This window comes from Nonomuraea sp. AD125B (assembly GCF_041402765.1).
Lineage (GTDB): Bacteria > Actinomycetota > Actinomycetes > Streptosporangiales > Streptosporangiaceae > Nonomuraea > Nonomuraea bangladeshensis.
This window is the reverse complement of the sequence record NZ_JBGLOU010000009.1, coordinates 343,081-356,480: the sequence shown is the minus strand read 5'-3', so window position 1 is coordinate 356,480 and position 13,400 is coordinate 343,081. Positions and strand designations below refer to the sequence as shown.

Annotated in this window: 15 protein-coding genes; 7 read left to right on the top strand and 8 right to left on the bottom strand. The window is 72.7% G+C overall.

The annotated features are described in order from the left end of the window. Positions 1 to 13 precede the first annotated feature (13 nt). Positions 14 to 547: a GNAT family N-acetyltransferase gene (locus ACBR40_RS25355; protein WP_344214524.1), complete on the top strand. Its 534-nt coding sequence runs from the start codon at positions 14 to 16 to the stop codon at positions 545 to 547. Here the strand turns inward: ACBR40_RS25355 and ACBR40_RS25350 are convergent. Next, the gene (locus tag ACBR40_RS25350; RefSeq protein WP_371250346.1) at positions 528 to 1,076 is read right to left on the bottom strand and encodes a TetR/AcrR family transcriptional regulator; all 549 of its coding nucleotides are present in this window, start codon (positions 1,074 to 1,076) and stop codon (positions 528 to 530) included. The two genes, ACBR40_RS25355 and ACBR40_RS25350, sit on opposite strands and share 20 nt — an antisense overlap. 95 nt (positions 1,077 to 1,171) lie before the next feature. Between ACBR40_RS25350 and ACBR40_RS25345 the strand changes: the two genes are divergently transcribed. Continuing rightward, positions 1,172 to 1,624 (top strand): nuclear transport factor 2 family protein, encoded by a 453-nt coding sequence (locus ACBR40_RS25345; RefSeq protein ID WP_371250345.1) that lies wholly within the window; start codon positions 1,172 to 1,174, stop codon positions 1,622 to 1,624. Here the strand turns inward: ACBR40_RS25345 and ACBR40_RS25340 are convergent. Then, positions 1,606 to 2,448 (bottom strand): LysR family transcriptional regulator, encoded by an 843-nt coding sequence (locus ACBR40_RS25340; protein WP_371250344.1) that lies wholly within the window; start codon positions 2,446 to 2,448, stop codon positions 1,606 to 1,608. The genes ACBR40_RS25345 and ACBR40_RS25340 overlap by 19 nt on opposite strands. An 84-nt stretch (positions 2,449 to 2,532) precedes the next feature. Here ACBR40_RS25340 and ACBR40_RS25335 point away from each other — a divergent pair, with 84 nt between their 5' ends. Together ACBR40_RS25335 and ACBR40_RS25330 are read left to right on the top strand one after the other, a co-directional pair. Continuing rightward, entirely contained in the window at positions 2,533 to 3,783 is a 1,251-nt protein-coding gene (locus ACBR40_RS25335) for an MFS transporter (RefSeq protein ID WP_371250343.1), read from the top strand. 6 nt (positions 3,784 to 3,789) lie between these two features. Further along, entirely contained in the window at positions 3,790 to 4,491 is a 702-nt protein-coding gene (locus tag ACBR40_RS25330) for a B3/4 domain-containing protein (RefSeq protein WP_371250342.1), read from the top strand. 5 nt (positions 4,492 to 4,496) lie between these two features. On the opposite strand, the gene ACBR40_RS25325 is transcribed toward ACBR40_RS25330, so the two are convergent. Continuing rightward, the gene (locus ACBR40_RS25325) at positions 4,497 to 4,979 is read right to left on the bottom strand and encodes a hypothetical protein (RefSeq protein ID WP_371250341.1); all 483 of its coding nucleotides are present in this window, start codon (positions 4,977 to 4,979) and stop codon (positions 4,497 to 4,499) included. Positions 4,980 to 5,116: 137 nt separating this feature from the next. On the opposite strand from ACBR40_RS25325, the gene ACBR40_RS25320 reads away from it, so the two are divergent. Continuing rightward, positions 5,117 to 5,782, top strand: a complete 666-nt coding sequence (locus ACBR40_RS25320; RefSeq protein WP_371250340.1) for a TetR/AcrR family transcriptional regulator — start codon at positions 5,117 to 5,119, stop codon at positions 5,780 to 5,782. Next, on the top strand, positions 5,763 to 6,281 hold the full coding sequence (locus tag ACBR40_RS25315) for an SRPBCC family protein (RefSeq protein ID WP_371250339.1): 519 nt from the start codon (positions 5,763 to 5,765) through the stop codon (positions 6,279 to 6,281). The genes ACBR40_RS25320 and ACBR40_RS25315 overlap by 20 nt, the downstream gene beginning before the upstream one ends. 47 nt (positions 6,282 to 6,328) lie before the next feature. Here ACBR40_RS25315 and glnA read toward each other — a convergent pair whose 3' ends face one another. Both glnA and ACBR40_RS25305 read right to left on the bottom strand, forming a co-directional pair. After that, positions 6,329 to 7,753, bottom strand: a complete 1,425-nt coding sequence (gene glnA / locus ACBR40_RS25310; RefSeq protein ID WP_329580929.1) for a type I glutamate--ammonia ligase — start codon at positions 7,751 to 7,753, stop codon at positions 6,329 to 6,331. 94 nt (positions 7,754 to 7,847) lie between these two features. After that, positions 7,848 to 8,915 carry a hypothetical protein gene (locus ACBR40_RS25305; protein ID WP_371250338.1) on the bottom strand — a complete coding sequence of 356 codons (1,068 nt, stop codon included), beginning with the start codon at positions 8,913 to 8,915 and terminating at the stop codon, positions 7,848 to 7,850. Between the two features lie 77 nt (positions 8,916 to 8,992). Between ACBR40_RS25305 and ACBR40_RS25300 the strand changes: the two genes are divergently transcribed. After that, a complete protein-coding gene (locus ACBR40_RS25300) occupies positions 8,993 to 9,454 on the top strand; it encodes an RDD family protein (RefSeq protein ID WP_344214545.1) in 462 nt (153 codons plus the stop codon). Positions 9,455 to 9,469: 15 nt separating this feature from the next. Here the strand turns inward: ACBR40_RS25300 and ACBR40_RS25295 are convergent, their stop codons facing one another. The 3 genes from ACBR40_RS25295 to ACBR40_RS25285 form a co-directional block, all read right to left on the bottom strand. Then, entirely contained in the window at positions 9,470 to 10,234 is a 765-nt protein-coding gene (locus tag ACBR40_RS25295) for a class I SAM-dependent methyltransferase (protein ID WP_344214547.1), read from the bottom strand. Beyond that, entirely contained in the window at positions 10,234 to 10,914 is a 681-nt protein-coding gene (locus ACBR40_RS25290; RefSeq protein WP_344214549.1) for a DUF4191 domain-containing protein, read from the bottom strand. Before ACBR40_RS25290 ends, ACBR40_RS25295 begins: the two co-directional genes overlap by 1 nt. A gap of 63 nt (positions 10,915 to 10,977) precedes the next feature. Beyond that, entirely contained in the window at positions 10,978 to 13,353 is a 2,376-nt protein-coding gene (locus tag ACBR40_RS25285) for a beta-glucosidase (protein WP_371250337.1), read from the bottom strand. Positions 13,354 to 13,400 lie beyond the last annotated feature (47 nt).

The window sequence follows — 13,400 nt, the reverse complement described above, 5'->3', positions numbered from 1 at the left end:
TAGTGTTGGTCGGATGGAGACAGAACGGCTGATCATGCGCAGATGGCGCGAGGAGGACCGCGAGCCCTTCGCGGCCATGAACGCCGACCCCGAGGTCATGGAGCATTTCCCCGCTCTGCTCACGCGCGAGCAGAGCGACACCATGGTGGACCGCATCGAGCGGCAGTTCGACGAGCGCGGCTACGGCCTGTGGGCGCTGGAGGTCATCGGCACCGGTGAGTTCATCGGTTTCACCGGGCTGATCTGGCAGACGTTCGACGCGCCCTTCCTGCCCGCCGCCGAGATCGGCTGGCGGCTGGCCCGCCCGGCCTGGGGTCACGGGTACGCCACCGAGGCCGCCAGGCGGGTGGTCACGTACGCGTTCGAGGAGGCCGGCCTGACGGACATCATCTCCATGACGGCCACCACCAACCTGCGTTCGCAGGCCGTCATGCAGCGCCTCGGCATGACCAGGGACCCGGCCGAGGACTTCGACTTCCCGTCCGTGCCGGAGGGCAGCCCTCTGCGCCGGACCGTCCTCTACCGGCTCAGGGCCGGCAACCCCTGAAGATGATCTCCAGCGTGCGGTCCTGCAGCTCCGGCGTCCAGCCGGACAGCAGGGCCGCCTGCGAGGCGGCCGCCAGCAGGGCGGTCACCTCCTCCAGCCGTACGTCCTCGCGGACCGCGCCCACCTCCTGAGCGCGGCGCAGCAGCGTCCCCAGGGGCTCGTCCAGCGCCCGGAGCGCGCCGCCGAGCCGCAGGCCCGCCCCGCCGCCCGTGAGCAGCTCCGCCACGGTCCTGCGGGCCGCCGCCGCCTCCACGACGCGCGTGAAGAACGCGAACAGCGCCGTCTTCGGATCGCCGCCCCCCGCCAGCTCGCCCGCCTCGGACACCAGCCGGGCGAGCAGCGCCTTGAAGATCGCGGCGAGCAGGTCGTCCTTGGTCGGGAAGTGCCGGAACACCGTGCCGATCGCCACCCCGGCGCGGGCCGCCACCTCCTCCGTGGACGCCGACGCGCCGCGCTCGGCGAAGACCTCCTCGGCGGCGGCCAGGATGCGCTCGCGGTTGCGCCGGGCGTCGGCACGCAACTGGGCCACCGGCGTCCTCCCTCTCCTCGTTGACAAGCTGAGTGGGCACTCATTATGTTCGCTGAACGTGAGTGCGTACTCATCTTAATCCCGAGGAGGGCGCCATGAGCGCACGCGAGGTGTTCGACCGGCTGCGGGGCTACCTGAGCGGCGAGCACGACGACGAGGAGGTCTGGGCCGAGGACGTCGTCGTGGAGACCCCGTTCGCCGCCCCCGGACGGCCCCGCAGGATCGAGGGGCGGGCCGCGTTCCTCGGCCTGGCCCGGCCGGGACGGGCCGCGCTGCCCTTCCGGCTGGAGATGAGCGAGGTCACCGTGCACGAGACCGCCGATCCCGGCGTCGTCATCGTCGAGTACGAGCTCGGCGCCGCCCTCCCGGGCACCGGCGAGCGGCGCTCGGCCCCCTTCATCGGCGTGCTCAGGGCGCGCGACGGGCAGGTCGCGCACTGGCGGGAATACCAGGACACGCTCCGGGTCGCCGCCGCCACCGGCCGCCTCCCGGACCTCCTGGCCGCCCTCGCGCAGGACGCCCCGGAGGCTCAGGACGCCATGGCGTAGAGCACGTCGCGCAGGGTGGGCTCCCGCCCGCGCCGCCACACCAGCCGCAGCGCCAGCGTGAACGGCGGACCGGCGTCGGCGGCGGGCGGGCCCAGGGGGACCAGCGTGCCGGCGGCCAGGTCGGCGTCCACGGCGAAGTCCGGCAGCAGCGCGCTGCCGAGCCCCTGCCTGGCCCACTCGCGGGCGGTCGCGATGCTGGTCAGCTCCCTGCGCGGCCCGGCGTCCGGCAGCCGGTCGGCGGCCAGCCTGATCGAGCAGCCGCGCGGGCTGACCAGCAGGGGCTCGGTGTCACCGCCCGGCGCCGCGACCAGCGACAGCCGCACCTCGCCCACGTCCAGGAAGTCGAGCCCGTCCGGCGGGTCGAAGCCGAGCCCGCCCACCCGCGGTCCGGTGTCCAGCAGCAGCGCCGCGTCCAGCCGCCCGCCGGCCACCTCGGCCAGCAGGTCGCGCCGGGTCAGGGCGCGTACGTCCACGTCCAGGTCGGGACGGCGCTCGGCCAGCCGGCGGATCACCGCGGGCAGCCGGGCCGCGGCCACCATCTCCAGCGCGCCCACCCGTATCCGGCGCCGTTCGGCGGTCACCGCCAGGCGCACCTCCTCGGCGTGATCCAGCAGCCCCCGCGCCCGTTCCAGCAGCACCGCGCCCGGCTCGGTCAGCCGCATCCCCCGGGGCGTCCGCTCGAAGAGCGTCACGCCGAGGCTCTGCTCCAGCCGGCGCACCTGCTCCGACACCGAGGCCGGGGCCAGGCCGAGCGCGTGGGCGGCCTCGGTGACCGTTCCGGCCCCCGCCACCGCCACGAATCCCCGCAACTGCCGCAAATCCATGCCGGCCAGCATACGGTTTCCCCGAACGCTCCCTCAGGCCGTCCCTGTTGAGCGGGACGGGCGGATTTCCGCAGGCTGGGCGGCATGCGTCTGTTCGGTTTCTCCCTCGCCTACTTCCTGGTGATACTCGACACCACCGTGCTCACCGTCGCCCTGCCCGACCTCCGGGACTCGCTCGGCGGCGCGCCGGCCGGCCAGCAGTGGGCCGTGAACGCCTACACCGTCGCCTTCGCCGCCGCCCTCCTCGCCGGCGGCGCCGTCGCCGACCGCTACGGCGCGGCCCGCGTGTTCAAGCTGGGCGTGGCGGCGTTCGGCGGGCTCTCGCTGCTGTGCGCCGCCGCGCCGCACCTCGGCGTGCTGATCGGGACGCGGGCGCTGCTGGGCGTGGCCGCCGCGCTCTGCACCGGCGGCTCGCTCGGGCTGCTGGCCGAGCTGTACCCCTCGCCCGCCGCCCGCGCCCGCGCGACCGGCGTGTGGGCCGCGCTCACCGGCACCGCGCTCGCCGCCGGGCCGCTGCTCGGCGGACTGCTCGTGGACCTGTACGGCTGGCGCGCCGTCTTCCTCGTCAACGTGCCGCCCGCCGTCGTCAGCCTGCTGGTCATGCGCCCGGTGACCTCCCCTCGCGGCGTACGCGGGATCGACTGGCGGGTGCAGATCCTCGCGGGCGCGTTCCTCGGACTGCTGGCCGAGGCCCTGATCGACGCCTCGCCCGTCGCGGCAGGGTCGGCCGTGGCCGCGCTGGCGGCCCTGGTGGTCACCGAACGCCGCAGCCACGCGCCGGCCCTGCCCGGCGGCCTGCTCGCCGCCACCTGGCCCGAGCTGCTGGCGGGCGTGGCCGCGAACTTCGCCTTCTCCGGCGCCCTGTTCGTCCTCACCCTGCTGTTCCAGGACGTCCGCCACCTCACCCCGATGGCCGCCGGCCTGGCCTTCCTGCCGCTCACGCTCCCCATGACCGTGAACCCGCTGCTCACCGGCCGCCTCGTCGCCCGCCACGGGCCGCGCCCGCCCATCCTCGGCGGCCTCGCCCTCGTCGCGGCCGGGCTGGGCGGGCTGGCGCTCACCGAGGCGGTCGCGCCGTGGCTGGTGGTGATGGGGTTCGGGCTGTCGTTCGTGCTGCCCGCGCTCATGGCCGGGATGGTCGGCCGGGCCCCGGCGGGCACGGCCGGCACGGCGGGCGGCGTGCTCAACGCCTTCCGCCAGGCCGGGGCCACGCTCGGCGTCGCCGTCATGGGCGTGGTCGGCCGCCCGCTGCTGGTCGCCGCCGTACTCACCGCGCTCACCTGCGCCTGCTACGGCCTGGCTACCGCCCGGGCCCGCCGGGTCCGGGTATCGTGATCGGTTGTGCGTTTCCAGCATTCCGCCGCCCTGTGGCGCGACTTCCCCGAGCTGGTGCCCGGTGTCCTCGTCGCGCGCGGCCTCAACGCCGGCGTCTCCGTGGACGACCGGCTGGTCCCGTACGCCGAGGCCGCCGCCAAACGCCTGGCCACCGCCACCGAGAGCGAGCTCCCGGAGATCCAGGCCTGGCGGCGGGCGTTCACCCGAATGGGGCTCAAGCCCACCCAGTACAGATGCGCCTCGGAGTCGCTGCTGCGCCGCTTCCGCAAGGAGGGCGCCCTGCCCCGGCTGCACCCCCTCATCGACCTGTGCAACGCGGTGTCCATCGCCTACGCGATCCCGGTCGCCGTCTTCGACCTCTCCCGCGTCGCGGGAGACCTGGAGGTGCGGTACGCGACCGGCGAGGAGACCTACCTCACCTTCTCCGGCGACGACGAGCACCCGGCGCCCGGCGAGGTCGTCTTCGCCGACGCCGAGGGCCGCGCCCACGCGCGCCGCTGGACGAACCGGCAGAGCGGGCTGTCCGCCGTAAGCCCGGACACCGCCGACGTCCTCATCGTCGCCGAGGCCCTGCACGAGACGGCCCGCGCCGACGTCGAGGCCCTGATGGACGCGCTCGCGGCCGAACTGACCGCCCTCTGGTCCGTCGCCGCCCCGCACCCGGCGATCCTCACCCCGTCCGGCCCCCGCTTCGACACCGCCGTCTGACGGGATCAGCAGTACTCATCGGTCACCCGCCGCCGGAACTCCTCCTCCGTCAGCACCTCCCCGTCGAAATGGCTCACCCGGCCGCCGCCGACGACCTCGCTCAGAAGGAACCCGCGCCCGGCCGGGTGACCGCTCGACAGCTTCACGCTGACGCCGATGTGCGGCGGCACCGCCTCCCGCAGCGGCGTCTCCTGACGGCCGAACCCGCTCGCGTCCCCGAGAATGATCGTCCCGTACTGCTCCGCCGTCCGCACGGGCAGGGAGGCCTGCCACACCAGGCGCCAGGTCTGGTGCTCCTGCACCTTGACGGCGGAGACCCCCTCGCCGTCGCACAGAGGCACCACGATCTTGAGATGCCCATCGTCCGTACGCTCCAGGCCGACCGGCCGAGGCATAGGGTCACCGAGGACGGGCACCACGCACCCCGCCACCGTCACCGCCACCAACCCGAGGCAGAGGACGTACCCCCGCCGGACGCGCTCGCCCATCGATGCTCCGTCCGTCCAGATGATCGTGATCCCTTGGACGACGAACGAGCGCCTTTGGTTGGACGACGGCGCGGGTAAGGAGAACATCTCCGTGGCGAGGTGTCGACAGGCCGGCCGGACGGCTATTGGCTATAGCCATGGCTAGCCCTCATAGCACCTCGCCCCCCAACGCCCGCCGGCTCGCACGGCGCCAGGCGACGATCGACGAGGCGCTGGACATCGCGGTCTCGATCATGGAATCGGCCGGCGTCGCAGGGGTGTCGATGTCGGAGATCGCGCGGCGTCTGGGCATGCGCCAGCCCTCCCTCTACAAGTACTTCTCCTCGCTGCACGCCGTGTACGACGCCCTGTTCGCCCGGGGGATCGCGCGCAGCGAGGCGGCCGTCCGGGCCGCCGTCGAGCCGCTGCCCCCCGGAGTGCCCCGGATCAGGGCGTCGGCCCGGGCGCTCGTGCGCTGGGCGGTGGAGAACCCCGCACTGGCCCAGCTGCTGTTCTGGCGGCCCGTGCCCGGATTCACCCCCACCCCGGAGACGTTCGCCGCGAGCGCCCGGCAGATGGAGGCGGCGCGCGCCGAGTTCGCCGCGGCCGTACGCCTGGGCCACCTGACCGCGGAGGCGGTCTCGCCCGAGGCGCTGCGGCTCTACACCGTCGTGCTGAGCGGCCTGATCTCCCAGCAGCTGGCCAACGAGCCCGCGGCCGGCTACGAGACCGGCCTGTTCACCGGCCTCACCGAGACCGCGCTCGACCTGTTCTTCGCCCGATACACGACGATCGGAGGCACTGATGCAGACACTCGACCATGACCAGGTGAGCCTGTATGTCGAGGCTCCGCCCGAGGCGGTGTACGACCTGGTCAGCGATGTGACGAGAACGCCCGAGTTCAGCCCGGAGATCCTGCGCTGCACGTGGCTGGACGGGGCGACGGGTCCGGCCGTGGGCGCCCGGTTCGAAGCGGTCAACAAGGTCCGCAGGGGCCCGGCGTGGAAGAACCGCCCGGTCGTCGTCGAGGCGCGGCCGGGACGGGAGTTCGCCTTCTCCCGCACCGAGAAGTTCGCCGGCACGCTCGTCTGGCGCTACCGGCTCGAACCTGACGGCCCAGGCACCAGGCTGGAGGAGTCCTACGACGTCACCGAACCGCTCACCCGCCTCGGGTGGTTCATCATCGGCACGCTGTTCGGCTGCCACGACCGCCGCGCCGAGCTGCGGGAGGGCATGCGACGGACCCTGGAGCGGATCCGCGAGACGGCCGAGGCAGGGGTGAGGCGGCGGGACCCTTCGCCCACGCCGCCCGACCTCGGCTGACAGAGGACACCGCGCGGTGAACACGCACGTCACCGCGCGGTCGCCGGTCACACGTCGTAGTAGAGCTCGAACTCGTGCGGGTGCGGCCGGAGGCGGATCGGGTCGACCTCGTTCTCCCGCTTGTACGACAGCCACGTCTCGATCAGGTCAGGCGTGAAGACGCCGCCTTCGAGCAGGTAGTCGTGGTCCTCCTCCAGCGCGTTGAGCACGTCGCTGAGCGAGCCGGGCACCTGCGGGATGTTGCGGGCCTCCTCGGGCGGGAGCTCGTAGAGGTCCTTGTCGACGGGCTCCGGCGGCTCGATCTTGTTGCGGATGCCGTCGATGCCGGCCATGAGCATCGCCGCGAAGGCGAAGTACGGGTTGCATGACGGGTCGGGCACCCGGAACTCGATGCGCTTGGCCTTCGGGTTGGAGCCCGTGATCGGGATGCGGACGCAGGCCGACCGGTTGCGCTGCGAGTAGACCAGGTTGACCGGCGCCTCGTAGCCCGGCACCAGGCGGTGGTAGGAGTTGACCGTCGGGTTGGTGAAGGCCAGCAGCGACGGCGCGTGCTTGAGCAGGCCGCCGATGTAGTAGCGGGCCGTGTCGGACAGGCCCGCGTAGCCGACCTCGTCGTAGAACAGCGGCGAGCCGTCCTTCCACAGCGACTGGTGGCAGTGCATGCCGGAGCCGTTGTCGCCGAAGATCGGCTTGGGCATGAACGTGACCGTGTGGCCGAACTCCATCGCCGTGCTCTTGATGATGTACTTGTACAGCATCAGGTTGTCGGCGGTCTTGAGCAGCGTCCCGAACTTGAAGTCGATCTCCGCCTGGCCGGCCGTGCCCACCTCGTGGTGCTGCATCTCGACGTCGATGCCGCACTCGATGAGGTTGCGGACCATCTCCGAACGCAGGTCGGTGAAGTGGTCCATCGGCGGCACCGGGAAGTAGCCGCCCTTGTAGCGCGGCTTGTAGCCGAGGTTGCCGCCCTCGGTGGCCTTGCCGGTGTTCCAGGCGCCCTCGATGGAGTCGATGTAGTAGTAGCCGGCGTTCTGGCGGGTCTCGAACCGGACGTCGTCGAAGATGTAGAACTCGGCCTCAGGGCCGAAGTAGACCGTGTCGGCGATGCCGGTGCCCTTGAGGTATTCCTCCGCCTTGCGGGCGACGTTGCGCGGGTCGCGGCTGTAGGCCTCGCCGGTCAGCGGGTCGTGCACGAAGAAATTGATGTTGAGCGTCTTGTGCTGCCTGAACGGGTCCACGACGGCGCTGGACGGGTCGGGCAGCAGCAGCATGTCCGACTCGTGGATCTGCTGGAAACCACGGATCGACGAACCGTCGAACATGAGCCCGTCAGTGAAGACGCTCGCGCCGAAGTTCTCTACCGGGAAGGTGAAGTGGTGCGTCGTCCCCGGCAGGTCGGTGAACCTGACATCGACGAACTGCACCCCTTCGTCACTGATGAACTTCAGGACGTCGTCGGCGGAGTTGAACACTCTCGAACCTCCCTGGGGACTGGCCATCATTGCGACGCTAGGGCTAAGGCGTTTCCACATGGTGTCCCGATTGTTTCGCACATGTTACGCAGCGTCAGGTGTGCTTGCTCCTCCGGCAAGTCCCGTGCTTGCGGGGCTCGTCGAGGTCGTAGGGGTCGAGGATCGGGCCGGTGCCCTTGCTGTCCGTGCCGGGCGTGTCGTCGTAGACCGGATGGATGTAGCCGTCGTCGAAGCCGCAGCGGGCGGGCGTGGCAGCGGCGCTCCAGCCCCTGGGCGCGACGACCAGCCGCCCGCCGTCGCGGTACATGAGCACGCTCCCGGTCGGGTGGGTGGCGAGCCTGATCGTGGTGTCGGGCCGGCCCGGGCGGCGCACCGCGTAGATGATCAGGTGGTTGAGCTTCGCCTCCACGCCGCGCCTGCCGTCCCGCCGGAACGCGTCGAGCGTGATCCGCCCCTTCACCTTGATCACCTCGGTGGCGAGCTCGGCGGTGCCCTTGGCGAGGCTGGTCACGTACACCCGGGTCGTGCGGCGGTCGTCCAGGCCGTCCTCGAACCGGCGGCGCTGCCGCGGCTCCAGCAGCTTGGCGAAGGCGTCGGGCGCGCCTCCCAGCAGCGTCTTCTCGTCGAGGTACGCCGCCGCCAGCAGCTCGCGCGTCCGCTTCAGCCCCTTGGCCACGTCCTTCTCGGAGAGCCCGCCCATGGCCTTGGCCTCGGGCAGCACGAAGCCTTTGACGCCCTCGGCGTAGTGCTCGGCGGGCGAGCCGGCGAACGGGTCACGCGAGGGGTCCGGGGTGGCGGCCGTCTCCTCGATCCCTCCGGTGGCCTCTCCGCTCGCGGTGGGCGGGCTGGTGGCGACCCCCTCGTACGCGGCGTCGCCGAGCATCAGCAGGCCGGGCCGGTACGTCACGACCAGCCCCACGGCCGCGACCACCGCCGACAGGACCACCAGCGCCCGCCCCCACCGCCGTGGCCGCGCGGGGGGACCGAAGCTCTCCGAGCCGGATGATCCGGCACGCCGGCCCCGTTCCTGGCGCGGCGGGCGGCGGTTCCTGGCCTCCTTGGCGGCCCTGGTCGCCTCGGCGCGCATGCGGCGCCGCTCGGCGTCGTCGATCTGCCCGACCAGCTCCTCGAACCGCCGGTCAAGGTCATCCCCGTGTGGCATGGCGTACATGGTGGCGGGCGGATGACGCGGTTGGGTCACGACGCCGACCGGCCACCCGGGCGGATACCGTTGGAGGCATGAGCAGCAAGCAGCCCCGGTGGACGCAGACGTGGCTCGGCGGGGTCAGGGCCGCCGGCATCGACCTCGGATATCCGGGGGAGCGCCTGGGGCTGCCCGAGGAGGGCAGCGGATCGGTCACCGGCTGGGGCCGCCGCATCGGCGCGCTGGTCATCGACTGGATGATCTGCACGTGGGTGGTCGTGCAACTGCTGCTGCGGATGAACCCGGCGGAGTCGCCGTGGGCGCCGGTGGCGGTGTTCGCCGTCCAGTATCTGCTGCTCGTCGGGTTCATGGGGCAGACGTTCGGGCACCGGCTCATGGGCATCAGGGTCGCCGCCATGGACGGCGGCGACCCCCGCCTGCTGCCCGTGCTGGTGCGCACCGTGCTGCTGTGCCTGGCCGTGCCCGCGCTGATCTGGGACCGCGACCACCGCGGCCTGCACGACCGCGTGTCCAACACGATGGTCGTGCGCATGTGACGCCCAAGGAGTAGCTCAGGGGCGGGTGCAGCTGAAGATGGCCGTGCCGGGCAGGTGCCGGCCGCGCAGCGGGCTCCAGCCGCCCCACACCCGTTCGTGGCCCTCGGGCCACTCCGGCTCCAGCAGCCCGGTGATCGTCAGCCCCGAGGCCACCAGCAGGCCGACCCAGTCGCCCAGCGTGCGGTGGTGCTCGACGTAGGTGGGCGTGCCGTGCTCGTCCCGCTCGACGTAGGGGGAGCGGTCGAAGTAGGAGCGGTCGGACGTCAGCCCGCGCGGCCCCGGGTCGTCGGGGAACGCCCACCGCACCGGATGGCTCACCGAGAACACGAACCGCCCGCCCGGCCGCAGCACCCTGCGCACCTCACGGAAGACGGCCCCCGCGTCGGCCACGAACGGCAGCGCCCCGAACGCCGAGCACGCCACGTCGAAGGACGCCCCGGCGAACGGCATCGCCTCGGCGTCGGCCTGCACCGCCGGGACCCGCACCCCCGTGTCGAGGTCGATCCGCCGGGAGTGCTGGAGCTGCCGGTGCGAGACGTCGAACGCGGCCACCTCGGCCCCCTGGGCGGCCAGCCAGCGCGCACACTGGGCGGCCCCGCAGCCGATCTCCAGGACGCGCCGGCCGCGCACCTCGCCCAGCAGCCGCGCGTCGGCCTCGTCGAGCCCCTCGGGGCACCACACGAAACCCGAGTCGCGCAGGAACTCGCCGTGCTCGACCTGGTAGTCGTCGGCGTTGCCGTCCCACCACCAGCGGTTGGCCCGCGAAGAGGTGGACAGCACTAGCGCATCTTGGGGCCGCGCGGCATGCGGGCGCCCTTGGGCATCGGCCCCTTCGGCAGGGGCATGTTGCGCGGCAGCGAGCGCAGGCGGTCCTTCACCTCGTTGACGGCCGGCTTCTTCAGGTTGCGCGGCAGCTTCATCAGGTGGCGCTGCAGCTTGCCGAGCGGCACCTGCCCCTCGCCGTCACCGCACTGCACGTCGTAGATCTCGATGCCCAGCACCACCCGCGCGACCCGCTTCTTCTCGGCCGCGAGCATCTTCGCCACCCGGTTGCCTGGACCCTCCGACACCAGCACCACGCCGGGGTAGCCGACCACGAGGTGCACGAGGTCCTGGTCGCGGTTGACCGCGATTGCGGGGGTGACCTGCCAGTTGCCCCGCATGCCCTGCAGCACGGCCGCGGCGGCGCCGGTCTGGCCGTGCAGGATCGAGTATTGGGCCTTCTGCGCGAGCTGCCCGAACACCACCAGCCCGACCGTGATCGCGGCCAGCACGCCGATGAACAGCGAATACCACAGATAGTCCGTGACCAGGCCGATCACGACGATCACGGCAAGCGTGCCCACCGCGGAGAGGAAGACGATCGGCATCCCCTTGGGGTTGGCCTGCTTGATGATCTGCGCGATCATGCGGAGCTGCTTGATGCGCCCCGGCTTCTCTTGGTCCTCGGACTTTGCCATGCTCTGAAGGATACAAACCAACTGGTGGACAATGGAAAACGCGCCCGCCGATTTCGCGCTGAGCTACATCTCCCGCGCGGTCCGCACCGTGATCGACAGGCGCGGATCGGCGACGCTGCGGCCCGCCGTGACGACGTGCTCGCCCTCGACCGTACGCCAGCCGCCGTCCCACACCTGGAAGGCCCGCTCGTCGAGGAACACGGTGGACAGCACGGTCTGGCCCGGCTCGGCCTCCACCACGTCGAAACCGGCCAGCCGGACGTCCCCGGGCTCCCCGGACAGGTGGGCGTAGACCTGCACGACCTCGCGCCCCGGTCGGTCCCCGGTGTTAGTGACCGCCACAGTGACCGTCATCGCCTCGGGCGGGCCCTCGGCGGCGATCTGGTCGTACGACCACGTGGTGTACCCGAGGCCGTGCCCGAACCAGAACGCCGGCTCGGTCCCCGCCTCCCGCCACGCCCGATAGCCGATGCGCGGGCCCTCGTCGTAGGCCACGACCCCGTCCATCGGCGTCACGGCGGACACCGGCGCGTCGGCGAGGCGGCGCGGCCAGGTCGTCGGCAGCCGCCCGCCCGGCTCGGCGTCCCCGAACAGCACCTCGGCGAGCGCCGTGCCCGCCTCCTGGCCGGGGAACCAGGTGAGCAGCACCGCCGCCGCCTCCTCCGCCCACGGCATCTCGACCGGCGAGCCCGCGTTGACCACGACCACCGTGCGCGGGTTGGCGGCGATCACCGCGCGGATCAGCTCGTCCTGGCGGCCGGGCAGCGCGAGACCCGTACGGTCGAAGCCCTCGCTCTCCACCTCCGGCGTGGTCCCCGCCACCACCACGGCCACGTCGCAGGCGGCGGCCACCCGCACGGCCTCGGCCAGCAGCTCGTCCGCGCCGGGACCGGGGGCGGCGTGGCCCAGCGTGAACGCCACGAACACGAGGCCGCCGATCGTGCCGGCGGGGGAGGTCAGGGTCACCTCGTACGGGCGGCCCGCCGTCATGGGCACCCCCACCCGCCGCTCGGGCGGCGACAGGAACGCCGTCGCCGGATCGCCGGCGGCCTCGACGGTCTCGTCGAGCACGGTTTCACCGTCCACGGTCATCGTGAACGCGCCCACGCCCGCGACCGAGAGCCGGTGCTCGCCGGAGATGTCCGGCGTGTACGTCGTCACCAGCCGCACCGCGCGCAGCCGTCCGCCGTCCACGTCGGGCGGGAGCTGCCCGATCCAGCGGGCCTCGGCGGTGGGCAGTGGATGCTCGGCCAGCACGCCCCCGTCACCGTCCAGGAACAGGGCCCGCGCGGGGGAGGGGATGGGCGCCAGGCGGATGCGCGGGTCGGCGCCGACGGCGTGGCGCACCTCGGCACGGGCGCGCAGGCCCGCCAGCGGGGAGACCACCCGGTCGGGGTAGACCTGGGCGCTGCCGCCGCCCATGACCCTGGCCTCGCCCGCGGCGGCGCCGATGACGGCGAGCGTCGGCGTGCCGCGCAGCGGCAGCAGCCCGTCGTTGGTCAGCAACGTGAACCCGCGGGCCGCCACCTCCCGGGCCAGCGCCACCCCGTCGATCTCAGCAGGGTCCGTCCCCGTCACGGGTTCAGAAGGACGGAGGGCGCCGACGCGGTGGGCGAGGCGGAGGATCCGCCGCACCCGGTCGTCGATCGCCGCCTCCGGCACGCGCCCCGCGCGCACCGCCTCCTCCAGCTTCTCGCCCCACGGCCCGTACGGCCCCGGCATGGCCACGTCGGTCCCGCCCAGCGCGGCGGCCTCAGTGGACCGCACCGCCGTCCAGTCGGAGACCACGAACCCGTCGAACCCCCACTCGCCCTTCAGCACCCCGAGCACCAGGTCGGCGTGCTCGGTCATGGTGGTGCCGTTGACCCCGTTGTACGCGGTCATGAGCCCCCACGCCCCGGCCCGCACCACCCGCTCGAACGGCCGCAGGTACACCTCGCGCAGCGCCTTCTCCCCGACCCGCACGTCGGCCGTGAAGCGGTCGGTCTCGAAGTCGTTGGCCACGAAGTGCTTGGGCGTGGTCGCGACCCCGCCCTCCTGCACGCCCTCGACGTACGCCGCCCCGATCTCGCCCGTCAGGTACGGATCCTCGGAGTAGCACTCGAAGTGCCGGCCCCCGAGCGGCGTACGGTGCAGGTTGAGCGTGGGCGCGAGCAGCACGTGCACGCCCTTGCGCCGGGCCTCCTGGGCGAGCAGCCGCCCGGCCCGCCGCACCAGGCCGAGGTCCCAGGTGGCGGCGAGCGCGGTGGGGCTGGGCAGCGCGATCGACGGGTCGCCCGGGCTCCACCGCTCGCCGCGGACGCCGATGGGGCCGTCGCTCATGACGAGCCGGTCCAGGCCGATCTCGGGGAGCGGAGGGAGCGACCACATGTCGGCTCCGGTGAGCAGGCGTACCTTGGCGGCGAGGTCGAGCCGGGCGATGAGCGCGTCGAAGTCCACGCCGCCAGTGTCCACCAGAAAACCGACCACTTACTAGGTTTGCTACC